20 protein-coding genes are annotated in these 20,616 nt (G+C 66.9%); 8 read left to right on the top strand and 12 right to left on the bottom strand.

The genetic code is table 11. The annotated features are described in order from the left end of the window. Positions 1 to 7 precede the first annotated feature (7 nt). From QTI05_RS13650 to QTI05_RS13625, 6 genes are all read left to right on the top strand, one after another. Positions 8 to 1,018: an ABC transporter substrate-binding protein gene (locus QTI05_RS13650; RefSeq protein ID WP_286621767.1), complete on the top strand. Its 1,011-nt coding sequence runs from the start codon at positions 8 to 10 to the stop codon at positions 1,016 to 1,018. Beyond that, positions 1,015 to 1,824: an ABC transporter permease gene (locus QTI05_RS13645; protein WP_286621766.1), complete on the top strand. Its 810-nt coding sequence runs from the start codon at positions 1,015 to 1,017 to the stop codon at positions 1,822 to 1,824. The genes QTI05_RS13650 and QTI05_RS13645 overlap by 4 nt, the downstream gene beginning before the upstream one ends. An 11-nt stretch (positions 1,825 to 1,835) precedes the next feature. Further along, positions 1,836 to 2,639, top strand: a complete 804-nt coding sequence (locus tag QTI05_RS13640; protein ID WP_286621765.1) for an ABC transporter permease — start codon at positions 1,836 to 1,838, stop codon at positions 2,637 to 2,639. Then, on the top strand, positions 2,629 to 3,693 hold the full coding sequence (locus tag QTI05_RS13635; RefSeq protein ID WP_286621764.1) for an ABC transporter ATP-binding protein: 1,065 nt from the start codon (positions 2,629 to 2,631) through the stop codon (positions 3,691 to 3,693). Before QTI05_RS13640 ends, QTI05_RS13635 begins: the two co-directional genes overlap by 11 nt. Next, a complete protein-coding gene (locus QTI05_RS13630) occupies positions 3,690 to 4,514 on the top strand; it encodes a phosphodiesterase (protein WP_286621763.1) in 825 nt (274 codons plus the stop codon). Before QTI05_RS13635 ends, QTI05_RS13630 begins: the two co-directional genes overlap by 4 nt. Positions 4,515 to 4,601: 87 nt before the next feature. Next, positions 4,602 to 6,260, top strand: a complete 1,659-nt coding sequence (locus tag QTI05_RS13625; protein ID WP_286621762.1) for a Na/Pi cotransporter family protein — start codon at positions 4,602 to 4,604, stop codon at positions 6,258 to 6,260. 24 nt (positions 6,261 to 6,284) lie between these two features. Here the strand turns inward: QTI05_RS13625 and QTI05_RS13620 are convergent, their stop codons facing one another. The 3 genes from QTI05_RS13620 to QTI05_RS13610 all read right to left on the bottom strand — a co-directional run bounded on the left by QTI05_RS13620 (position 6,285) and on the right by QTI05_RS13610 (position 8,841). Next, positions 6,285 to 7,298: a bile acid:sodium symporter family protein gene (locus QTI05_RS13620; RefSeq protein WP_286539101.1), complete on the bottom strand. Its 1,014-nt coding sequence runs from the start codon at positions 7,296 to 7,298 to the stop codon at positions 6,285 to 6,287. A gap of 71 nt (positions 7,299 to 7,369) precedes the next feature. After that, on the bottom strand, positions 7,370 to 7,762 hold the full coding sequence (locus tag QTI05_RS13615) for a response regulator (protein WP_286539103.1): 393 nt from the start codon (positions 7,760 to 7,762) through the stop codon (positions 7,370 to 7,372). A 95-nt stretch (positions 7,763 to 7,857) separates the two neighbouring features. Next, complete coding sequence (locus tag QTI05_RS13610; protein WP_286541384.1) at positions 7,858 to 8,841, bottom strand: quinone oxidoreductase family protein; 984 nt, start codon at positions 8,839 to 8,841, stop codon at positions 7,858 to 7,860. 87 nt (positions 8,842 to 8,928) lie between these two features. Between QTI05_RS13610 and QTI05_RS13605 the strand changes: the two genes are divergently transcribed. After that, positions 8,929 to 9,837 carry a DMT family transporter gene (locus QTI05_RS13605; protein WP_286621761.1) on the top strand — a complete coding sequence of 303 codons (909 nt, stop codon included), beginning with the start codon at positions 8,929 to 8,931 and terminating at the stop codon, positions 9,835 to 9,837. Between the two features lie 34 nt (positions 9,838 to 9,871). Here QTI05_RS13605 and QTI05_RS13600 read toward each other — a convergent pair whose 3' ends face one another. The 4 genes from QTI05_RS13600 to QTI05_RS13585 form a co-directional block, all read right to left on the bottom strand. Beyond that, positions 9,872 to 10,675 (bottom strand): SDR family oxidoreductase, encoded by an 804-nt coding sequence (locus QTI05_RS13600; RefSeq protein WP_286621760.1) that lies wholly within the window; start codon positions 10,673 to 10,675, stop codon positions 9,872 to 9,874. An 18-nt stretch (positions 10,676 to 10,693) separates the two neighbouring features. Beyond that, positions 10,694 to 11,629, bottom strand: a complete 936-nt coding sequence (locus tag QTI05_RS13595; protein ID WP_286657832.1) for a DMT family transporter — start codon at positions 11,627 to 11,629, stop codon at positions 10,694 to 10,696. Between the two features lie 74 nt (positions 11,630 to 11,703). Continuing rightward, a complete protein-coding gene (locus tag QTI05_RS13590; protein WP_286621758.1) occupies positions 11,704 to 13,317 on the bottom strand; it encodes a gamma-glutamyltransferase family protein in 1,614 nt (537 codons plus the stop codon). Between the two features lie 17 nt (positions 13,318 to 13,334). Then, positions 13,335 to 14,294, bottom strand: a complete 960-nt coding sequence (locus QTI05_RS13585) for a Bug family tripartite tricarboxylate transporter substrate binding protein (protein WP_286621756.1) — start codon at positions 14,292 to 14,294, stop codon at positions 13,335 to 13,337. Between the two features lie 133 nt (positions 14,295 to 14,427). Here QTI05_RS13585 and QTI05_RS13580 point away from each other — a divergent pair, with 133 nt between their 5' ends. Further along, positions 14,428 to 15,330, top strand: a complete 903-nt coding sequence (locus QTI05_RS13580) for a LysR family transcriptional regulator (protein ID WP_286621755.1) — start codon at positions 14,428 to 14,430, stop codon at positions 15,328 to 15,330. 49 nt (positions 15,331 to 15,379) lie between these two features. On the opposite strand, the gene QTI05_RS13575 is transcribed toward QTI05_RS13580, so the two are convergent. From QTI05_RS13575 to QTI05_RS13555, 5 genes are all read right to left on the bottom strand, one after another. After that, positions 15,380 to 16,897 (bottom strand): tripartite tricarboxylate transporter permease, encoded by a 1,518-nt coding sequence (locus QTI05_RS13575; RefSeq protein ID WP_286621753.1) that lies wholly within the window; start codon positions 16,895 to 16,897, stop codon positions 15,380 to 15,382. A gap of 13 nt (positions 16,898 to 16,910) precedes the next feature. After that, positions 16,911 to 17,399 (bottom strand): tripartite tricarboxylate transporter TctB family protein, encoded by a 489-nt coding sequence (locus QTI05_RS13570; RefSeq protein ID WP_286539114.1) that lies wholly within the window; start codon positions 17,397 to 17,399, stop codon positions 16,911 to 16,913. A gap of 103 nt (positions 17,400 to 17,502) precedes the next feature. Continuing rightward, entirely contained in the window at positions 17,503 to 19,290 is a 1,788-nt protein-coding gene (gene tfpB / locus QTI05_RS13565) for a type IV pilus assembly ATPase TfpB (RefSeq protein ID WP_286621751.1), read from the bottom strand. Beyond that, positions 19,287 to 20,042, bottom strand: coding sequence for a class I SAM-dependent methyltransferase (locus tag QTI05_RS13560; protein ID WP_286539116.1), 756 nt, complete (start codon positions 20,040 to 20,042; stop codon positions 19,287 to 19,289). The genes tfpB and QTI05_RS13560 overlap by 4 nt, the downstream gene beginning before the upstream one ends. Then, entirely contained in the window at positions 20,042 to 20,575 is a 534-nt protein-coding gene (locus QTI05_RS13555; RefSeq protein ID WP_286621748.1) for a DNA-deoxyinosine glycosylase, read from the bottom strand. The genes QTI05_RS13560 and QTI05_RS13555 overlap by 1 nt, the downstream gene beginning before the upstream one ends. Positions 20,576 to 20,616: the final 41 nt, after the last annotated feature.

Here is a 20,616-nt window from a genome sequence, read left to right as displayed (position 1 = left end):
AGTTCCCATGTCATCGACCCTACGACGCATCGTCCGCATCGGCGTGCTGGCCGCCGGCTTCGCCGCCGCAAGCGCCATGGCCCAGACGGCCATTTGCTACAACTGCCCCACCGAGTGGGCGGACTGGGGCACGCAGCTGCGTGCCATCAAGGCCAAGACCGGCATCACGGTGCCGGCAGACAATAAGAACTCGGGCCAGTCGCTGGCGCAGTTGGTGGCCGAGAAGGCCAGCCCTGTGGCCGACGTGACGTACCTCGGCGTTACCTTCGCCATCCAGGCGCAGAAGGACGGCGTGGTCGCGTCCTACCAGCCCGCCAACTGGAAGGACATCCCCGATGGCCTGAAGGATCCGGCCGGAAACTGGTTCAGCATCCATTCCGGCACGCTCGGCTTCATGGTCAACGTCGACGCGCTCAAGGGCAAGCCGGTGCCCAAGTCGTGGGCCGACCTGCTCAAGCCCGAGTACAAGGGCCTGATCGGCTACCTCGACCCGGCATCGGCCTTTGTCGGCTACGTCGGCGCAGTGGCCGTCAACGCAGCGCGTGGCGGCACGCTCGACAACTTCGGGCCGGCCATCGACTACTTCAAGGCACTCCAGAAGAACGAGCCCATCGTGCCCAAGCAGACTTCGTATGCACGCGTGCTGTCGGGCGAGATCGCGATCCTGCTCGACTACGACTTCAACGCCTACCGCGCCAAGTACAAGGACAAGGCCAACGTCGCCTTCGTGATCCCGACCGAAGGCACCGTCGTCGTGCCGTACGTCATGAGTATGGTGGCCAACGCGCCGCATGCGGCCGAAGCCAAGAAGGTGCTCGACTTCGTGCTGTCCGACGAGGGCCAGGCGGTCTGGGCCAAAGCCTACCTGCGCCCTGTCCGCGCCGGCGCGATGCCGAAGGACGTCGAGGCCCAGTTCCTGCCCGCCGCCGAGTACGCACGCGCCAAGACGATCGACTACGCACACATGGCCGCCAGCCAGCGCGCCTTCTCCGACCGCTATCTGAAGGACGTGCGTTGAGGACACGCCAGCGCTGGCTGCTGCTGGGCTGCGCAGCCCCGGCCGGCGCGTTTTTCCTGATGTTCTGGCTGCTGCCGGTGATGCACCTTCTGGCGCTACCGGCCGGCAAAGGCTGGGCGACCTACTTCGCGGTGCTGAGTGACGGGCGATACCTGTCGAGCATGCTCAATACGGTGCTGCTGTCGCTCGGCGTCACGCTGGCCACGCTGATTCTCGGCGGCGCGGTCGGCGTCTACCTCGCACGCCGCGATTTCGCCGGCAAGCGCGTGCTGCTGTCGCTGCTGACGCTGCCGCTGTCCTTTCCCGGCGTGATCATCGGCTTCTTCGTGATCCTGCTGGGTGGACGCCAGGGCCTGGTGGCCGACCTGTCCGATGCGCTGGTGGGCGAGCGCATCACCTTCGCCTACGGCCTGCTGGGCCTGTTCCTGGCGTACCTGTACTTCTCGCTGCCGCGCGCCATCGCCACCTACGCAGCGGCCGCCGAGTCGATGAACACGCAGCTCGAAGAAGCGGCCCGCTCGCTCGGTGCCTCGCGCCTGCGCGTGGTGCGCGACGTGTGGCTGCCCGAACTGGCGCCGACCACGCTGGCCTGCGGTGCGATCCTGTTCGCGACCTCGATGGGCGCCTTCGGCACGGCCTTCACGCTGGCCAGCAAGTTCGAGGTGATCCCGATCACCATCTACAACGAGTTCACCAACTATGCCAACTTCGCGCTGGCCGCGTCGCTGTCGATCGCACTCGGCGTGGTGACCTGGCTCGTGCTCTTCGTGGCGCGGCATTTCGGTGCCAACCCGGTGGCGCGATGAGGGAACGACGGATGCGAAAGAACAACACGCAACCCCGGGCGCCCGTCCTGCTGGCCATCACCGCGATCGTGAGTGTGTTCATGATCTCGCCGATGCTGCTGTCGGTGATGGCGGGGCTTGTCAACAACTACAGCGTGGGACTCAAGAGCGGTCTCACGCTGCGCTGGTTGGGCGAGGTGTGGGAGGTCTACGGCGGCACCGTCGGCTGGTCGCTCGCGTTGGCGCTGATCTGCGTCGCCTGCACCGTGCTGCTGGGCGTGCCCTGCGCCTACGCGCTGGCGCGCAGCCACTCGCGCGCCGCGCGCATCTTCGAGGAACTGCTCACGCTGCCGGTGGCGGTGCCGGGCCTGGCGACCGCGCTGGCGCTGATCTTGGCCTACGGCCAGATCAGCGCCTTTCGACAGAGCTTCGCCTTCATTCTGGTCGGCCACATCGTCTTCACGCTGCCATTCATGGTGCGCACCGTGGCCTCGGCCTTCGAGCGGCACGACCTCCTCGCGCTGGAAGAAGCCGCGCGGACGCTCGGCGCCAGCTTCCGACAGCGCTTCCTCGGCATCCTGGTGCCGGCGGTGCTCCCGGCCATCGTGGCTGGCAGCTTGATGGTCTTCACGCTCTCGGTCGGCGAATTCAACCTCACCTGGATGCTGCACACGCCGCTCACCCGCACGCTGCCGGTGGGCCTGGCCGACAGCTACGCCTCGATGCGGCTGGAAATCGGATCGGCCTACACGCTGGTCTTCTTCATCGTCATCCTTCCGGTGCTGTGGGGCCTTCAGTCCCTCGCCGGTCTCCTGCAGAAACGCCATGGAACTTGAAAGTATCCCGGTCGACATCGACGACTGCTCCAAAACCTACGCTGATGGCACCCGCGGCCTGCAGCCCACCAGCCTGCAGGTCGAGCCGGGCGAAGTGCTCGCGCTGCTCGGCCCCTCGGGCTGCGGCAAGACCACGCTGCTGCGTCTGGTTGCCGGGCTCGAGACGCTTGACGAGGGCGGCCGCATCCGCTTCGGCGACCAGGACGTGACCAACAAGCCGGTCGAGCAGCGCGGCGTGGGCATGGTGTTCCAGAGCTACGCGCTGTTTCCGCAGATGAGCGTGGCCGCCAACATCGGCTACGGGCTGCGCATCCGCGGCGTTGCCGCGGCTGAAGAAAAACGTGTGGTCGGCGAGCTGGTCGATCTCACGCGCCTGAGCGGTCTGGAGAACAAGCGCCCCGGCGAACTCTCCGGCGGCCAGCGCCAGCGCGTGGCCCTGGCGCGCGCCGTGGCGGTGCGTCCGCGCGTGCTGCTGCTGGACGAGCCTCTGGCGGCGCTCGACGCCAAGCTGAAAGAGTCGTTGCGCGACGAGCTGGCCGAGTTGCTGCGCCGGCTGCACATCACGGCCATCCACGTGACGCACGACCAGCAGGAAGCCATGGCCATCGCAGATCGCCTGGCCGTGATGCGGGCTGGCCGCATCGTGCAGATCGGCCGCGGCGAGGACCTGTACCGCGCGCCGAGCCATCCCTTCGTGGCCGAATTCCTGGGGCGGGTGAACCGCCTCGAGCGCTCCGCCGAGGCCATCGCCCAGGGCATGGCCAGCTTCGGCGGCACCGCCATTGCGTGCCCACCCAACTGGATGAGCCACCCGACCCTGCTCGTTCGGCCCGAAGACATCCAGGTCGGCCCCGCCGGTCAGGACGGCTGGGGCATGGCACGCGTCGAGCAGCGCACCTTCCTGGGCGACCGCGTGCAGTTGCGGCTTGCCGTGGCCGACCAGCCCGGCTGGCTGGCCGACGCAGTGCGCGACACACCGTTCCAGGCGGGCGACCACATCGGCATCCGGATCCATCCCGACCGACTCATGACCTCACAGGATGCAATCGCATGAGCACGACCTTGCTGGTGCAGCTGACCGACCTGCACATCCGCGAACCGGGCCGCCTGGCCTACGGCCGCATCGACACCGCGCCCTACCTGAAGCGCGCCGTGCAGAGCGTGCTGCGCCTGCGCCAGGCGCCCGACGCGGTCGTCATCACCGGCGATCTGAGCGACTTCGGCCGCGCCGCCGAATACGCGCACATGGCCGAACTGCTCGCGCCACTCACGATGCCGGTCTACCTGATGCCCGGCAACCACGACGACCGCGAGCAGCTGCGTCGCAGCTTCCCGTCGCACGCCTACCTGGGCGACGACGGCTTCGTGCAGTACAGCGTGAAGGTCGGCGGCCTGCACCTGCTCACGCTCGACACCTGTGTGCCCGGCCAAAGCCATGGCACGCTCTGCGCGGAGCGCCTGGGCTGGCTGGAAGCCCAGCTGGACGCCTGCCGCGACGAGCCGGTGGTCGTCGCCATGCACCATCCGCCCTTCCGGACGCTGATAGGGCACATGGACGAGATCGGTCTGCTGGAAGGCAGCGCCGCTCTCGAGGCCCTGGTCGCGCGCCATCCCAACGTGGAACGCGTCATTTGCGGGCACCTGCACCGTGCCATCGACGTGCGTTTTGGCGGCACGATCGCATCGACCTCGCCGGCGCCCGGCCACCAGGTGGCACTCGATCTCGCACCTGACGCACCCTCGGCCTGGGTGCTGGAGCCCCCAGGCTTTCGCGTGCACGCGTGGGACGGCGAACGACTCGTGACGCACCTCGCTGCATCGGGCGAATTCGAAGGCCCCTATCCTTTCCACGAGAATGGAGCGCTTATTGACTGAGCCCAGGCGCCGCACCCGACGCCATGCCGCACCCGCAGTGCCGACAATCAGGGCTCGCACCGAAGAAAAGAAAGCCGCAAGCCGCCCATGAAACATCTGCTGAACCTGCTGGCAGCAGTCGCGCTCCTGGTCTGGGGTACTCATCTGGTTCGCACCGGCGTCTTGCGCGTGTTCGGCGCCAACCTGCGCAAATTTCTTGCGCGCAGCATGCGCAACCGCTTCACATCGGCCCTGTCCGGCATCGCGGTCACGGCGCTGGTGCAGTCGAGCACGGCCACTTCGCTGATGACGTCGTCCTTCGTGGGCCAGGGCCTGGTCACGCTGCCGGCCGCGCTGGCCGTGATGCGGGGCGCCGACGTGGGCACGGCGCTGATGTCGGTGCTGTTCTCGACCGACCTGTCCTGGTTGTCGCCGCTCTTCATCTTCGTCGGCGTGGTGCTCTTCATCACCCGGTCGGCCAGCGCGGCCGGGCGCATCGGGCGCGTGCTGATCGGCCTGGGCCTGATGCTGCTGGCGCTGCAATTGGTGGTGGAAGCGACCGGCCCGCTGTTCGAATCGCCAGCAGTGCGCGCGCTGCTGGCCTCGCTCAACAGCGACGTGCTGCTCGAAATCACCATCGGCGCCGCATTCGCCGTGCTGGCCTATTCCAGCCTCGCGGTGGTCCTGCTGGTGGCGGCGATGGCGAGTTCGAACGTGGTTCCGCTCGACGTGGCCCTCGGCCTGGTGCTGGGCGCCAATCTCGGCAGCGGCATCCTGGCGGTGCTGACCACCGCCAAGTCGACGATCCCGGTGCGGCAGGTGACTGTCGGCAACCTGGTGTTCAAGCTGCTGGGAGTCGCGATCGCTGCCCCGCTCGTGGGCCTCTATCTGAAGTACATGCGGCCCTACGTATCCGACGCGACCTCGCTGGTCGTGCTCTACCACCTGGCGTTCAACGTGGTGGTGAGCATCGGCTTCATCGGCCTCACGCACCGCATCGCGGCCCTGGTGACCCGTTTTCTGCCGGTGCCGGTGGAGTCGACCGCGGCACGGCGGCAGATGCACCTGGATCCTTCCGCGCTGTCGACGCCGAGCCTGGCCATTTCCAATGCCGCGCGCGAGGCCCTGCACCAGGCCGACATCGTGGAGACCATGCTGATCGGCATGCTCAACGTGATCCGCCACAACGACCTGCCGCTCGCGCAGGAGCTGCGCAAGCTCGACGACACGGTCGACGAGCTGTACTCGGCCATCAAGTACTACATGACCAAGATCTCGCGCGAAGCCCTGGGCGAGGACGAGAGCCAGCGCTGGACGGACATCATCAGCTTCACCATCAACATGGAGCAGATCGGCGACATCATCGAGCGCGTGATCATCGACATCGAGGACAAGAAGATCAAGCCGCAGCGCAACTTCTCGGAAGCCGGCATGGGCGAGATCGTCGAGCTGCACGAGCGCCTGGTAGCCAACCTGCGCCTCGGCATGAGCGTGTTCCTGAACGGCAACGTGCGCGATGCCCAGAAGCTGCTCGAAGAAAAAGTGCGCTTTCGCAATCTCGAGCGCGCCTATGCGAGCACCCACCTGGACCGGCTGTCCGAACAGACTGCGCTCAGCATCGAAACCAGTTCGCTGCACATCGACCTGATCAGCGACCTGAAGCGCATCAACTCGCACATCTGCTCGATCGCCTACCCGATCCTGGATTCGGCTGGAGTGCTGGCACCGAGTCGGCTGCGGGCATCGCGGCTGGGCGAGCTCGAATAGTCCTGAGCCGCTGAGCCCGGATCCTCAGCCGGCGCGCTCGAGCGGCTCCGCCGCGGCGGCCGGCGCTGCTTCGGCCCGCATCGCATAGCGCCGCGCCAGCACGGCGCACACCATAAGCTGGATCTGGTGAAACAGCATCAGCGGCAGCACGATGGCACCGACCGCGTGCGAGGCGAACAACACCTTGGCCATGGGAATGCCGCTGGCCAGGCTCTTCTTGGAGCCGCAGAACACGATCGTGATCTCGTCCTCCTTGCTGAATCCGAGTTTGCGCGCGATCCAGGTGGTGCTGACCAGCGCCAGCGCCAGCAACACGCCGCACACCAGCACCAGGCCGAGCAGCGCCGAGAGCGGCACCTGCTTCCAGAGCCCCTCGATCACGGCCGCGCTGAACGCGGTGTAGACCACCAGCAGGATCGAGCCCTGGTCAACGAACCTCAGCACGCCGGCACGCTGCTTGATCCAGCCGCCGATCCAGGGCCTCAGCAGATGGCCGGCCACGAACGGCAGCATCAGCTGCAGCAGGATGCGCCCGATCGCGTCGACCGCGCCACCAGCAGCGCCGCCGCCGTGCGGCACCACCAGCAGATTCACCAGGATCGGCGTGACGAACACGCCCAGCAGGGTCGAGGCCGACGCACTGCAGACCGCGGCCGGGATGTTGCCGCGCGCCATGGATGTGAACGCAATGGCCGACTGCACCGTGGCCGGTAGCACGCAGAGAAACAGCACTCCGGTGTAGAGCTGCGGCGTGACCAGCGGCGACAGCACCGGCTTGAGCGCAAAGCCGAGCAGCGGGAACAGCGCGAAAGTGCAGCCGAACACCAGCAGATGCAGCCGCCAGTGCGTGATGCCGGCGAGGATCGCCTCGCGCGACAGCTTGGCGCCATGCAGGAAGAACAGCAGGCCGATCGCGACCGTGGTCAGCCCTTCGAAGAAATGGGCGGTACTGCCACTGGCCGGCAGCAGGCTGGCGAGCGTGACGGTCGCGACCAGCGCGAGCGTGAAGTTGTCGGGGAGGTAGCGTGAACGTGCCATGGGGCGAATTGGACGCCCCGGCCATTCAAAAGTGAAATGGATTTATCTGATAGATATATAAATCTGCCGCATCAATGCGTGTTCAGCGAATCCTGCCGGCGCCGCAGGCAGAAGTCGATCAGATCATCGATTTCGGTGGCCTTGTCGAACACCGCGTCGGCTCCGAGCTGCGCGCATCGGGTGCGCATGTCGGGCGTCGCGTGGTTGCTCAGGATCACCATCTTCTGCGCGGGATTGCGGTCACGGCAGGCTTCGAGGATGCGCAGGCCATTGCCGTGCTTGAGGAACAGGTCGACGATCGCCAGATCCCATTGGCCGGTGTGGGTGGCCAGCCACTCCACACCGTCGGCTTCCGAATCAGCCATGCCGACCGGCTCGATGTGGGCCACTTCACGCAGGGTGCCCACCAGGTTCTCGAGAATCGTGGGGTTGTCTTCGACGATAAATGCTCTGACTGCAAACATGGGGCCACCTTTGGATCAAAGGTTAGGCCGGCCTTCCCTCGCACTGCGCAGGCCCGCTGCGCCGCAGCGGGTAGGAAAGCGCCTGCGCGCGTGCCTCAGAGGGTCAGGACGGTGCAACCGGTCGTCTTGCGCGCCTCCAGATCACGGTGCGCCTGCTGGGTGTCGACCAGCGGATAGCGCTGGTCGATCGGGATCTTCACGGCACCGCTCAGCACCACGGAGAACAGGTCGTCCGCCATCGCCTGCGTCGCCTCGCGCGTGGTGATGTGCGTGAAAAGGGTCGGCCTTGTCACATAAAGAGAACCCTTGGACGCGAGCGTTCCCATGTTGATCGGCGGCACCGGCCCCGAGCCGTTGCCGAACACTGCGAGCAGGCCGAACGGGCGCAGGCAATCGATCGAGCCTTCGAAGGTGTCCTTGCCGACCGAGTCGTACACCACCTTCACGCCCTTGCCACCGGTGATCTCTTTCACGCGCGCCGCGAAATTCTCGGTGCTGTAGTTGATGGCATGGGCCGCGCCATGGGCCAGCGCAAGCTTGCACTTGGCCTCCGAGCCGGCGGTGCCGATGAGTTGCAGTCCGAGCGCTTTGGCCCACTGGCAGGCGATCAGGCCCACGCCGCCGGCGGCCGCATGGAACACGATGAAGTCACCGGGCTGCAACCCCTCGACCGGCAGTGTCTTGCGCAGCAGGTACTGCGCGGTCAGGCCCTTCAGCATCATGGCCGCGCCGGTCTCGAACGAGATCGCATCGGGCAGCTTGCAGACGCACTTGGCGGGCATCACGCGCAACTCGCAATAAGCGCCGGGCGGCTGGCTCGCGTAGGCCGCACGGTCACCAACCTTCAGGTGCGTGACGCCTTCGCCCACGGCCTCGACCACACCGGCCGCTTCCATGCCCAGCTGCAGCGGCAGCGCGAGCGGATAGAGGCCGCTGCGCTGGTAGGTGTCGATGAAATTGAGCCCCACCGCCTTGTGGCGGATGCGGATCTCGCCCGGGCCGGGCTCGCCGACTTCGACCTCGACGATCTTCAGTTCCTCGGGGCCGCCATAGCGGTCGATGCGAACGGCTTTGCTCATCATTTACTTGGATCCTTGCAGCATGTGTCTCGGCGGGGTGTGGATCGTGCCACGATTCGCAGATCGGCGTCGTTACAGTCCAGCACGATGAGACAACCACGACAACACCTGACCGCCGCCACCGCCCTGTTGCTGACCGTGCCCCCGCTGCTGTGGGCCGGCAATGCCGTGGTTGGGCGGCTGGTGCGCGAACTGGTGTCGCCGCTGACGCTCAACTTCATCCGCTGGCTGCTGGCCTTCCTGGTGCTGCTGCCGTTCGCCGCGGCCGTGCTGCGGCGCGGCAGCCCGTTGTGGCCGCACTGGCGGCGCTATGCGGTGCTGGGTCTGCTCGGCATTGGCTGCTACAACGCGTTCCAGTACCTCGCGCTGCAGACCTCGACACCGATCAACGTGACGCTGGTCGGCTCCAGCATGCCGTTCTGGATGCTTGCCACCGGCCTGCTGTTCTTCGGCCAGCGCGTGTCGCGGCGCGAGGTGGTGGGCGCGCTGCTGTCGATGGCCGGCGTGCTGCTCGTGTTGTCGCGCGGCCAGTGGAGCCAGCTGCTCGCGCTGCGGCTGGTGCCGGGCGATGTCTACATGATCCTGGCCACCATCGCCTGGGCCTTCTACAGCTGGATGCTGTCGCGCACCGCCGAGCCGGCCGGCGTGCGGCAGGACTGGGCCGCGTTCCTGATGGCGCAGATGGTGTTCGGACTGGCCTGGTCGGGCCTGTTCGCGGCCGGCGAATGGGGCGTGGGCGCAGCGGTGATCCATTGGAGCTGGCCACTGGCCGCGGCACTGGTCTTCATCGTCATTGGCCCGGCCGTGCTGGCCTATCGCTGCTGGGGCGCTGGCGTCCAGCGTGCCGGGCCCAACGCCGCGGCCTTCTTCATCAACCTGACGCCGCTGTTCGCGGCGCTGCTGTCGGCGGCGTTTCTGGGTGAACTGCCGCATTGGTACCACGGCGCGGCGTTCGCGCTGATCGTGGGCGGAATCCTGGTGTCGTCACGGCGCTGATGCCGGCGCCACGGCGTGGCGCGGCGCGCTGCGGTCAGTAGGTGCCGGGGTAGGCGCCGCCGTCGGTCAGCACGTTCTGGCCCGTGATGTAGCCGGCCTGCATGCTGCAGAGAAAGGCGCAGACCGCACCGAACTCTTCGGGGTTGCCGAAGCGGCCGGCGGGAATGCCCTTCTGACGTGCGGCTCGCAGCGTCTCGATGTCCTGGCCGGTCTTCTTGGCCGAGCTCGCGAACGTGCCCTTCAACCGGTCGGTGTCGAACGCCCCTGGCAACAGGTTGTTGATGGTCACGCCCTTCGCCGCGATCGACGTGCGCGCGACACCGGCCACGAAGCCGGTGAGACCGCTGCGCGCGCCGTTGGAAAGGCCGAGGATGTCGATCGGCGACTTCACCGAGCTCGACGTGATATTCACGATGCGGCCGTAGCCGCGCGCGGCCATGCCGTCGACCGTGGCCTTGATGAGTTCGATAGGCGTCAGCATGTTGGCGTCGACCGCCTTGATCCACGCTTCGCGATCCCAGTCGCGAAAGTCGCCGGGCGGCGGGCCGCCGGCGTTGGTGACCACGATGTCGTAGTCGGCATGCACCGCGAAGGCGGCCGCGCGGCCTTCGGGCGTGGTGATGTCGGCCGCCGCGTATTTGACGAAAGGGGCTACAGCGCCGGTGCTGCCTGCGCGCGCAGCCGTCAATCGAGCGGCCGCCGCCTGCAGTGCCTCTTCGCCGCGCGCGACGATCACCACGTTCACGCCTTCGCGCACCAGCGCCTCCGCGCAGCCGAGGCCGAGGCCCTTGCTCGCGCCGCACACCAATGCCGTCTTGCCTGCGATACCCAAGTCCATGTTGTTCTCCGGGGGCGGTTAGCGCCCTGTTCGTGTAAATACAAAGATGCCTGCGATGACCAGCACCGTACCCGCTGCGATCCACACCGTGAAGGGCTCGCCGAGGATGACCACACCCATCAGGATGGTCGACAACGGCCCGACCATACCGGTTTGCGCGGCCACCGCGGCACCGATGCGCTCGATCGCCATCATGACCATGAGTACCGGCACCGCGGTGCACAGCGTGGCGTTGAGCACCGACAGCCAGATCACCTCGGGTGCCACGGTCAGCGCGGCGCTCATCGGCCGCAGCAGCGCGAACTGCGCGATGCACAGCAGGCAGGCCACGCTGGTGGCAAGGCCGACAAGGCGCAGCGAGCCGAGCCGCTTGACGAACTCGCCACTGTAGACAAGGTAGCCCGCGTAGCTCACGGCGCTCAGGAAGCAGAGGAAGGCGCCCCAGGCGGCCAGCCCGCCGCCGACGCCACCGCCGCCGCTCCAGATCTCGTGCCCGAACACCAGCGCCACGCCGGTGTAGCTGACGACCATGCCGATCACCTGCGGTCGCGAAGCGCGGCGCCGGTACAGCAGCCAGCCGAACAGCAGCACCAGGGTGGGGTTGAGGTACAGGATGAGCCGCTCGAAGCCGGCGCTGATGTAGGCCAGCCCGGCGAAGTCCAGGAAGCTCGCCAGGTAGTAGCCCGAAAAGCCGAGCCCGATCACGCCGAGCCAGTCGCGCAGGGTCAAGCGTGGCTTGCCACGGCCGGCCCACCAGGCCATGACCGCGAACAGCGGCAGCGCGAACAGCATGCGCAACATGATGAGCGTGACCGCGTCGACGCCATGCCGATAGGCGAGCTTGACGATGATCGCCTTGCCGCTGAACGCGATCGCCCCCACCGTGGCGAGCACGAGGCCCGACACGATGCTTTTGGAGGAGGATTGTTCGGGAGACACCGCGGAACCGGCTATGCCGGGCCGCTGGTGTCGCCCCCTCGAAGGGGGTTGGCGAAGCGACACGAAGTGCGCGAAGACTGGGGGTGGGCTCAATACCCCGCTGCAAGGCCGTCGCGGCGGGGATCGCTGGCGGCGACGTAGCCCTCGACGGCCGGGTCGCCCGCGCGCCAGATGAACTGGCCGGCGCCGAAGTCCTGGTAGGAGTCGTTGATGACATCCATGTGGTGGCCGAGCGCCCCCAGGCCCTGGATCGTTTCGGCCTTCATGGCCGCTTCGACGTTGATCTCGAGCCCCGCATTGAAGCGCCAGCGGGGCGCATCGCAGGCGGCCTGCAGGTTCTGCTTGTAGTCGAGCATGCGCACCAGCGTCTGCATGTGGCCCTGTGGCTGCATGTTGCCGCCCATCACGCCGAAGCTCATCACCGGCTGGCCGTCCTTGGTGAGGAAGGCCGGGATGATGGTGTGGAACGGGCGCTTGCCCGGCGCCACCACGTTCGGGCTGTCGGCCTTCAGGCTGAAGCCGTGGCCGCGGTTCTGCAGGCTGATGCCGAATTCCGGCTCCACGCAGCCCGAGCCGAAGCCCATGTAGTTGCTCTGGATGAAGCTCACCATCATGCCGCTCTCGTCCGCTGCCGTGAGGTAGATGGTGCCGCCTTTGACCGGGTTGCCGGCCTTGAAGTCCTGTGCCTTTTTCACGTCGATCAGTTTGGCACGCGAAGCAAGGTACGCGTCATCGAGCATTTGCGCGGGGGTCACCGTCATCGACGATGGCTCCGACACGTAGCGGTAGACGTCGGCGAAGGCCAGCTTCATGGCTTCGATCTGCAGATGCTGCGAAGCCACCGAGTCGACCGGCAGCGAGGCGATGTCGAACTTCTCGAGGATGCCCAACGCGATCAGCGCCGCGATGCCCTGCCCGTTCGGCGGAATCTCGTGCAGCGTGTGGCCGCGGTAGTCGCGCGAGATCGGTGTGACCCACTCGGGCTGGTAGGCCGCGAGATCGGCGACTGTGAGAGCACCGCCCTGCGCTGCCGAAAACTTCGCAAGGGCTTCGGCGATCTCGCCGTTGTAGAAGGCCTCTCCCTTGGTGCGGGCGATGGCCTTGAGCGCGCGCCCCGCCGCCGCAAAGCGGAACAACTCGCCGATCTCCGGTGCGCGGCCCCAGGGCAGGAAGGCCTGCGCAAAGCCCGGCTGCGACCGCAGCAGCGGCGTGGCAGCGGCCCATTTGCCCTGCACGACCGGCGGCATCAGGTAGCCGCGCTCGGCCGTGTCGATCGCCGGCGCCAGGAGATCGGCGAAGGGCAGCTTGCCGAAGCGCTCGCTCAGCGCGACCCAGCCGCGCACCGCGCCGGGCACCGTCACCGAATCGATGCCGCGCTGTGGCGGCGTGGTGGTGTCGGCGCCGTACTTGCGCAGGAAGTAGTCGGGCGTCCAGGCCTTCGGCGCCGGGCCCGAGGCATTGAGGCCGTGCAGTTGCTGGCCGTCCCACAGGATCGCAAAGGCATCGCTGCCGAGGCCGTTGCTCACCGGCTCGACCAGCGTCATGACCGCGGCTGCGGCAATGGCCGCGTCGACCGCGTTGCCCCCTTGCTGCAGGATGCGCAGGCCGGCCTGCGCCGCGAGCGGGTGCGAGGTCGACACCACGTTGCGCGCGAACACCGGGATGCGGGTCGAAGGGTAGGGATTGGCGTAGTCGAACTTCATGGCACTGCTCTTGTTCTTCATTCGTTGCTGATCTTGCGATCGATGACGATCTTTTTCCACTTGGCGGCATCGGACGCGACCATCGTGGCCTGCTGCTGCGGCGTGCTGATGACCGGCTCGATGCCAAGGCGCGAGAGTTTGTCTTTCACCTCGGGATCGGCCAGCGCCTGGTTGGCCGCGGTGTTGATGCGCGCCACCAGCTCGGCCGGCAGGCCCTTGGGGCCGTACAGGCCGAACCAGGTGTTCGACTCGAAACCGGGCAAAGTGTCGGCCACGGTCGGCAGGTCGGGCGCGAGCGGACTGCGCCTGAGCGAGGTGACGGCCAGCGCGCGCAGCCGGCCGTCGCGCACGAACGGCAGTCCGGTCGGCAGCGAATCGAACAGCACGTCGATCTTGCCGCTCATGAGGTCGGGCATCGCCAGCGCCGTGCCCTTGTACGGAATGTGCGTAACGAACACGCCGGCCTGCGACTTGAACAGCTCCGCCGTGAGCTGCACGATGGTGCCGTTGCCGCTCGACGCGTAGTTGAGCTTGCCGGGGTTCTTCTTCGCGTACTCGATCCATTCGCGCACGGTCTTCGCGGGCGCGTTGTTGGGCACCAGCATGATGCTCGGCGCATCGCCCACGTGCGCGATCGGCGTGAAGTCGCGCACTGTGTCGTAGGGCAGCTTGTTGCTCAGCGCCGGGCCGATCGAGTGCGTGCTGGTGGTGGCCAGCAGCAGCGTGTAGCCATCGGCCGGTGCCTTGGCCGCAAGATCGGAGCCGATCGCGCCGCCGGCGCCGGGCTTGTTGTCGATCACCAGTTGCGTGCCGAGCTTCTCGCCCATCTTCTGCGACAGCGTGCGGGCGAACAGGTCGGTGGCGCCGGCGGCGGGAAACGGCACGATCAGGCGGATCGGCTTGGCCGGATAGGTCTGGGCCCAGGCCGGCAGTGCCGCCAGCAGCGAGGCCGCCAGCGCGAAGCTTCTGCGTTTCATGGATTTGATTCTTTCATGGTCGTCACGGGGCTGCGGCGCACGTCGCTCCCTGGCGCGAGCCGCGGGCTCGATTTGACGCGCCCCGCATTCAAAGAGGAAATGGATTTATCTGATAGATATATGATCACTTCGCATGAATGTGACCTTGCGCCAGCTTCGCGTGTTCCGTGCCGTGGCCGAGAGCCGCAACTTCAGCCGCGCAGGCGACCAGATCGGGCTCACCCAGCCCGCGGTGAGCCGGTCGATTTTCGAGCTGGAAGCGCAGCTCGGACTCAAGCTGCTGGATCGCACGACGCGCGAGGTCGCGCTCACCGAGGCTGGCCAGTCGCTTGCGGCGCGGCTCGATCGCCTGCTCGACGAGCTGGAGCAGACCCTGCTCGACGTGCAGGGGATGGCCAGCGCCCGGCGCGGCAAGGTGCGCGTAGCCAGCAGCCCGACGCTGTCGGCCAACCTGATGCCGGCCTGCATTGCCGCCTGCGCCCGCGAAGAACCCAACATCGAGCTGGTGCTGCTCGACCGCATCCAGCAGGACGTGCTCGACAGCGTGCGGGCCGGCGAAGTGGATTTCGGCGTGGTCATCGAACCGGCCTCGCAGGACGATCTGCAGTGCGAAACCATCCTCGAAGACCCGTTCTGCCTGGTGCTGCCGCCAGGGCACCGCCTGGCCGGGCGCAAGCAGCTGCGCTGGTCGACGCTCGACGGCGAGGCGGTGGTGTTGCTCGACCACGCTTCCGGCAGCCGGCGCCTGATCGACCAGGCGCTGGCGCGGCACGGCGCGCATTGCATCGTGCAGCAGCAGGTTGGCCACCCGACCACGGCATTTCGCATGGTCGAGGCGGGTCTGGGCATCAGCGTGATGCCCGCGCTCGCCGTGCCGCCGGCGGGCCTGCGCAGCCTGGTGGTGCGGCCGCTCATGCCGCGCGTGGAACGCGCCGTGATGCTGGTGCACCGCCGCAACCGCGCGCCGGCACCGCTGGCGCAGCGGGTCTGGCAGCTGATCCGGCAGACCACCGCGTCGATTCATCCGGCCTCATGAAAAACGGCACCCGAGGGTGCCGTTCCGCAAGTGGACGCCTGGCAGGTGCTCAGGCTTCTTCTTCGTGGAAAGCTTCCTCGCGCTTGGACTTGACCGCAGGCAGCAGCACGATCACCAGCAGCAGCAGCGCAGCGCCGAGCAACGCGGCCGAGATCGGCCGTGTGAGGAACACGCTCCAGTCGCCACGCGACAGCAGCAGCGCACGGCGCAGGTTCTCCTCCATCATTGGCCCGAGGATGAAGCCCAGCAGCAGCGGCGCCGGCTCGCAACCGAGCTTGAAGAACAGGTAGCCGATGAAACCGAAGATACCCACCATCCAGATGTCGAAGGTGTTGTTGTTGGTCGAGTACACGCCAATCGCGCAGAACAGCACGATCGCCGGGAACAGGAACTTGTAGGGCACCGACAGCAGCTTGATCCACATGCCGATCAGCGGCAGGTTCAGGATCACCAGCATCGCATTGCCGATCCACATCGAGGCGATCAGACCCCAGAACAGTTCGGGGTTGCTGGTCATCACCTGCGGGCCGGGCTGGATGTTGTGGATGGTCATGGCGCCCACCATCAGCGCCATCACGGCGTTGGGCGGAATGCCGAGCGTCAGGAGAGGGATGAACGAGGTCTGCGCACCCGCGTTGTTGGCCGCCTCGGGCGCGGCCACACCGCGGATGTTGCCCTTGCCGAACGGCACTTCGCCCGGCTTCAGCTTCGTCTTCTTTTCGAGCGTGTAAGCCGCAAAAGCCGCCAGCAATGCACCGCCGCCGGGCAGGATGCCGAGCGCGGCACCCAGCGCGGTGCCGCGCAGCACGGCCGGGGTCATGCGCTTGAAGTCCTCTGCCGTGGGCATCAGGCCGGAGACCTTGGCGGTGAACACTTCACGCTCGTGCTCGGGGCGCGACAGGTTGGCGATGATTTCGCCGTAACCGAACACACCCATGGCGATGGTCACGAAGCCGATGCCATCGGTGAGTTCCGGAATGTCGAAGCTGAAGCGCGCGACACCCGAATTCACGTCGGTGCCGACCAGGCCCATGCACAGGCCCAGCACGATCATGGCGATGGCCTTGAGCAGCGAGCCCGACGCCAGCACCACGGCGCCGATCAGGCCCAGGATCATCAGTGAGAAGTACTCGGCCGGGCCGAACTTGAAGGCCAGCTCGGTCAGCGGCGGCGCGAACGCAGCCAGGATCAGGGTGCCGACGCAGCCGGCAAAGAACGAGCCCAGCCCGGCTGCCGCGAGGGCGGGCCCCGCGCGCCCTTTGCGCGCCATCTGGTAGCCGTCGATCACCGTCACCACGGACGAGGATTCGCCGGGCAGGTTGACCAGGATGGCGGTGGTGGAGCCACCGTACTGCGCGCCGTAGTAGATGCCGGCCAGCATGATCAGCGCCGACACGGGCGGCAGCGCATAGGTGGCAGGCAGCAGCATCGCGATGGTCGCGACCGGGCCGATACCCGGCAGCACGCCGATCAGCGTGCCCAGGACGCAGCCACCGAGACAGTACAGCAGGTTGGTGAATGTGAACGCAACGCCGAAGCCGAGCGAAAGATTGGCAAGCAAATCCATGGTCGTATTCCCTTCAACCCGTGATGAAGGTCGGCCAGACCTGAAGCTGGAGCTTGAGCGCCCAGATGAATGCGATGTAGCTGCCGACCGCCAGCACCGTGGCGAGGATCAGCACTTTCTTCAGGTCGAACTCACTGCCCGCCAGACTCGAGATCAACACCAGCGCGTAGATCCCGATGATCAGGCCCATGGCGGGTATGCCGATGCTCGGCAAGCCACCGAGCAGCAGGCCGAATGCCAGGTTGGCGCTGATGATGAAGACGATCTGCTTCCAGGCCCACTTGCCGATCGGTTCACCGTCTTCGGTTTCCGCGGTCATGCTGGTGAACATGATGGCCAGGCCGATCAGGCTCATGAGAATGCCCAGCATCAGCGGGAAATAGCCCGGCCCCATGCGGGCGCCGTTGCCCACGTTGTAGGTACTGGCTCCCCAGGCGAAAGCGCCGCCGACAACGGCGAACATCAGTCCCGCAAAAAAGTCTTTCTGACTCTTGATTTTCACGAACAATCTCCTCGAATGAATCGATGCGCGATTGTCCGGTCAGGTGCTGGTCAGGTCGATGTGGATTCCACCTAGCGAAAGATTAGGGATAACCCCGGGCCGCTCATTCGAGCGGTGGCGTGGCGCTGAGCACTTCCTCGATGGTCGTCACGCCCTCGGCCACGCGCAGCGCGCCGGCCAGGCGCAGCGGGCGCATGCCGTCGGCCACGGCCTGCCGGCGCAGGCCGGTCAGATTCGGCTCCTTGGTCACGAGGCCCTTGAGCGTTTCGCTGACCGACAGCAGTTCGTACAGACCCATGCGGCCCATGTAGCCGGTCATGCGGCAGTCGACGCAGCCGACCGGTTTGTAGGCCCGCACCGAGCCGCTGATCTGCCAGGGTTTGACGAAATCGGCCAGCTTCTCGCGCGTGATCGACTCGTCGGGCTGCTTGCACTGCGGGCACAGCGTGCGCACCAGGCGCTGCGCCAGCACACCGAGCATCACCGCGTTGATCAGGTAGTTGGGCACGCCGAGTTCCATCAGCCGCGTGATCGCGCTGGGCGCGTCGTTGGTGTGCAGCGTGCTGAACACCAGGTGGCCGGTGAGCGCGGCCTGCACCGCCATGTCGGCAGTGGCCAGGTCGCGGATTTCGCCGACCATGATGATGTCCGGGTCCTGCCGCATCAGGGCGCGCAGGCCTTCGGTGAAACCGAAGTCGAGCTGCGGCTGCACCTGGGTCTGGTTGAACGAGGGCTCGATCATTTCGATCGGGTCTTCGATGGTGCTGACGTTGACCTCCTCGGTCGCCACGCGCTTGAGCGTGGAGTAGAGCGTGGTGGTCTTGCCGGAGCCGGTCGGGCCGGTCACCAGGATGATGCCGTGCGGCCGCGTGACCAGCGCTTCCCAGCGCTGCGCGTCGTGCTGCGCGAAGCCCAGCGCGTCGAGATCCTTCACCGCGGTGTCGGGGTCGAAGATCCGCATCACCATCTTCTCGCCGAAGGCGGTCGGCAAGGTGGACAACCGCATTTCGACCTCATCTCCGCGCATGTTCCGGGTCTTGATGCGGCCGTCGAGCGGCCTGCGCTTTTCGACCACGTCCATCCGGCCCAGCAGCTTGATGCGGGCCACCATCGCGTTCATCACGCCCATCGGCATCTGGTAGGCGGGGTGCAGCACGCCGTCGATGCGGAAACGGATCACGCCCTGCTCGCGGCGCGGCTCCAGGTGGATGTCGCTCGCGCGCTGGTCGAACGCGTACTGCCAGAGCCAGTCGACCACCTGCACCACGCTCTGGTCGTTGGCATCGAGCTGCTTGTTGCTCTTGCCGAGCTCGACCAGCTGCTCGAAGCTGGTGCTGGCCGCGCCGCCCCCGGCCTTCTGCGCCGCCCGCACCGATTTGGCGAGCGCGAAGAACTCGGCGCGGTAGCGCTGGATGTCGGACGGGTTGGCCACCACGCGGCGCACCGTGCGGCGCGACTGGCGCTCCACCTCGGAAATCCAGTCGGTCACGAAGGGCTCGGCCGTGGCGACCACCACCTCGGCCGGCGTCACCTGCACCGGCAGCACCTTGTGGCGCTCGGCGTAGGCGGCGCTCATGGTGTCGGCGACCTTGCCCACGTCGACCTTGAGCGGGTCGATGCGCAGGTACGTCAGGCCGGCGCGGCCGGCCAGCCACTGCGTGAGCATTTCGAGGTCGAGCGGCTTGCCGTCGGTCTCCCGGGTCATCGCGACGTTGGCAAGCCGCACCAGCGGCGCCTGCCGGCTTTCGGCCTGGGCGCAGCGGGCGATGGTGCGCTTGGCTTCCTCGCGCGAGATGAGGCCGTCCTTGGCCAGCCATTCGATCACCTGCCGCAGTTCGAGCGGCCCTTCATGGCGGGCGGATGCGGGGGCAATCGGTGAAACAGCGCTCATGGTGTGTGTGCTTTGAAAACGCGCAGCCACTTGGGCGCAGGCAGACCCCAGCGAGTCTGTATGGTTTGGGCCCGGTCGGCAAGCACCGGGCGCTTCGGATGTTGCGGCGTGCGCTGCGCGAGCACCACGGTGTTGCCCTCGCGCGTGGGCTTGAAGGCCCAGACCGCCTCGGCGCCGAACGCCTGCACGATCTTCTCGAGGCTGCGCGCATAGCTCGACGAGCGGCCGAACAGGTTGACCGTCATCGCGCCCTCGTCGGTGAGCAGCGCGCGGCAGTCGGCATAGAACGCCTCGCTGTCGAGCACCGGCGCGGCGGCTTCATGGTCGTACAGGTCGACCTGCAGCGCATCGACCGTGCCATGCCACTGCGGTTTGCGGATTTCGGCACCGGCATCGGCAATCACCACCTTCAGCTTGAGATCGTCGGCCGGCAGCTTGAACCAGCCCCGGCAGGCGGCCACCACCTGCGGGTTGAGTTCGATCGCGGTGGTGCGCATGCGCAGCGTCTTGCGGCTGAACTTGGTGAGCGTGGCCGCGCCGAGGCCGAGTTGCATCGCGTGGCGGCTCGCCACGCTGGCCGGGTCGACGAACAGCAGCCAGGCCATCATGCGCTGCACGTATTCGAGTTCGATCTCGAACGGCGCATCGAGCTTCATCGAGCCTTGCACCCACTCGGTGCCGAGGTGCAGGTAGCGGATGTCGCCCCAGTCGGAGAAATTGACTTCGGGCAGGGAGATCGTCTTGCCGGCCATCAGGCGATCCCGTGGCGCACGAACACTTCGCGCCACGCTTCGAGCTTGCGCTCGAAACCCCAGCTCGCATTGGCCGGGCTGGTCGACGGCAGCTTGTAGACCGGCACGCCGAGCCCGCTGGTGTGCCCGGCATGGCGAAAGCTTTCGCCGCCGTTGTGCGCAATGGCGGCGAGCTTCGGCAGCGCGAGGCCTGCGATGTCGTTCACCACCGCGTCGCGAATGGCCGTATCAAGGCTGCCCTCGCGGCGGCAGGCGGCGTACACGTCCCATACGCCGAGCCCGCGCTCGAGCAGCCACTCGCTCCGTTTTTGATAGCTGTCTGCGCCCGCTGGCAGCGGGTTGGCGGGCCAAATGGCTTGCAAGATTTTCCAGAAGTGGTTCTGCGGGTGCGCATAGTACTGCCGCTCGGCGAGCGAGCGCGCCCCCGGGAAGCTGCCGAGCACCAGCACGACGGTGTCAAGCGAGACGATCGGCGCCAGGCCCGTGAGCAGGTCGGCCGGCAATCTGGAAGTGGAAGCGGAAGAGGAAGCCATGAATACCGAAGTCGTCCGGACGTTGTTGAGCACGCAGGACT

It is taken from the genome of Variovorax fucosicus (genome assembly GCF_030316825.1).
Taxonomy (GTDB): domain Bacteria; phylum Pseudomonadota; class Gammaproteobacteria; order Burkholderiales; family Burkholderiaceae_C; genus Variovorax; species Variovorax fucosicus.
The sequence above is the reverse complement of the archived record's forward strand: the minus strand, read 5'-3'. Positions and strand labels throughout refer to the sequence as shown.

What these genes read in the sequence shown, in the direction of transcription:
- QTI05_RS13575 (WP_286621753.1), bottom strand. Translation starts at nt 16,897, where the DNA reads ATGGATTTGCTTGCCAATCTTTCGCTCGGCTTCGGCGTTGCGTTCACA.
- QTI05_RS13625 (WP_286621762.1), top strand. Translation starts at nt 4,602, where the DNA reads ATGAAACATCTGCTGAACCTGCTGGCAGCAGTCGCGCTCCTGGTCTGG.
- QTI05_RS13600 (WP_286621760.1), bottom strand. Translation starts at nt 10,675, where the DNA reads ATGGACTTGGGTATCGCAGGCAAGACGGCATTGGTGTGCGGCGCGAGC.
- QTI05_RS13580 (WP_286621755.1), top strand. Translation starts at nt 14,428, where the DNA reads ATGAATGTGACCTTGCGCCAGCTTCGCGTGTTCCGTGCCGTGGCCGAG.
- QTI05_RS13605 (WP_286621761.1), top strand. Translation starts at nt 8,929, where the DNA reads ATGAGACAACCACGACAACACCTGACCGCCGCCACCGCCCTGTTGCTG.
- QTI05_RS13640 (WP_286621765.1), top strand. Translation starts at nt 1,836, where the DNA reads ATGCGAAAGAACAACACGCAACCCCGGGCGCCCGTCCTGCTGGCCATC.
- QTI05_RS13615 (WP_286539103.1), bottom strand. Translation starts at nt 7,762, where the DNA reads ATGTTTGCAGTCAGAGCATTTATCGTCGAAGACAACCCCACGATTCTC.
- QTI05_RS13590 (WP_286621758.1), bottom strand. Translation starts at nt 13,317, where the DNA reads ATGAAGTTCGACTACGCCAATCCCTACCCTTCGACCCGCATCCCGGTG.
- QTI05_RS13560 (WP_286539116.1), bottom strand. Translation starts at nt 20,042, where the DNA reads ATGGCCGGCAAGACGATCTCCCTGCCCGAAGTCAATTTCTCCGACTGG.
- QTI05_RS13650 (WP_286621767.1), top strand. Translation starts at nt 8, where the DNA reads ATGTCATCGACCCTACGACGCATCGTCCGCATCGGCGTGCTGGCCGCC.
- QTI05_RS13555 (WP_286621748.1), bottom strand. Translation starts at nt 20,575, where the DNA reads ATGGCTTCCTCTTCCGCTTCCACTTCCAGATTGCCGGCCGACCTGCTC.
- QTI05_RS13620 (WP_286539101.1), bottom strand. Translation starts at nt 7,298, where the DNA reads ATGGCACGTTCACGCTACCTCCCCGACAACTTCACGCTCGCGCTGGTC.
- QTI05_RS13610 (WP_286541384.1), bottom strand. Translation starts at nt 8,841, where the DNA reads ATGAGCAAAGCCGTTCGCATCGACCGCTATGGCGGCCCCGAGGAACTG.
- tfpB (WP_286621751.1), bottom strand. Translation starts at nt 19,290, where the DNA reads ATGAGCGCTGTTTCACCGATTGCCCCCGCATCCGCCCGCCATGAAGGG.
- QTI05_RS13630 (WP_286621763.1), top strand. Translation starts at nt 3,690, where the DNA reads ATGAGCACGACCTTGCTGGTGCAGCTGACCGACCTGCACATCCGCGAA.
- QTI05_RS13635 (WP_286621764.1), top strand. Translation starts at nt 2,629, where the DNA reads ATGGAACTTGAAAGTATCCCGGTCGACATCGACGACTGCTCCAAAACC.
- QTI05_RS13585 (WP_286621756.1), bottom strand. Translation starts at nt 14,294, where the DNA reads ATGAAACGCAGAAGCTTCGCGCTGGCGGCCTCGCTGCTGGCGGCACTG.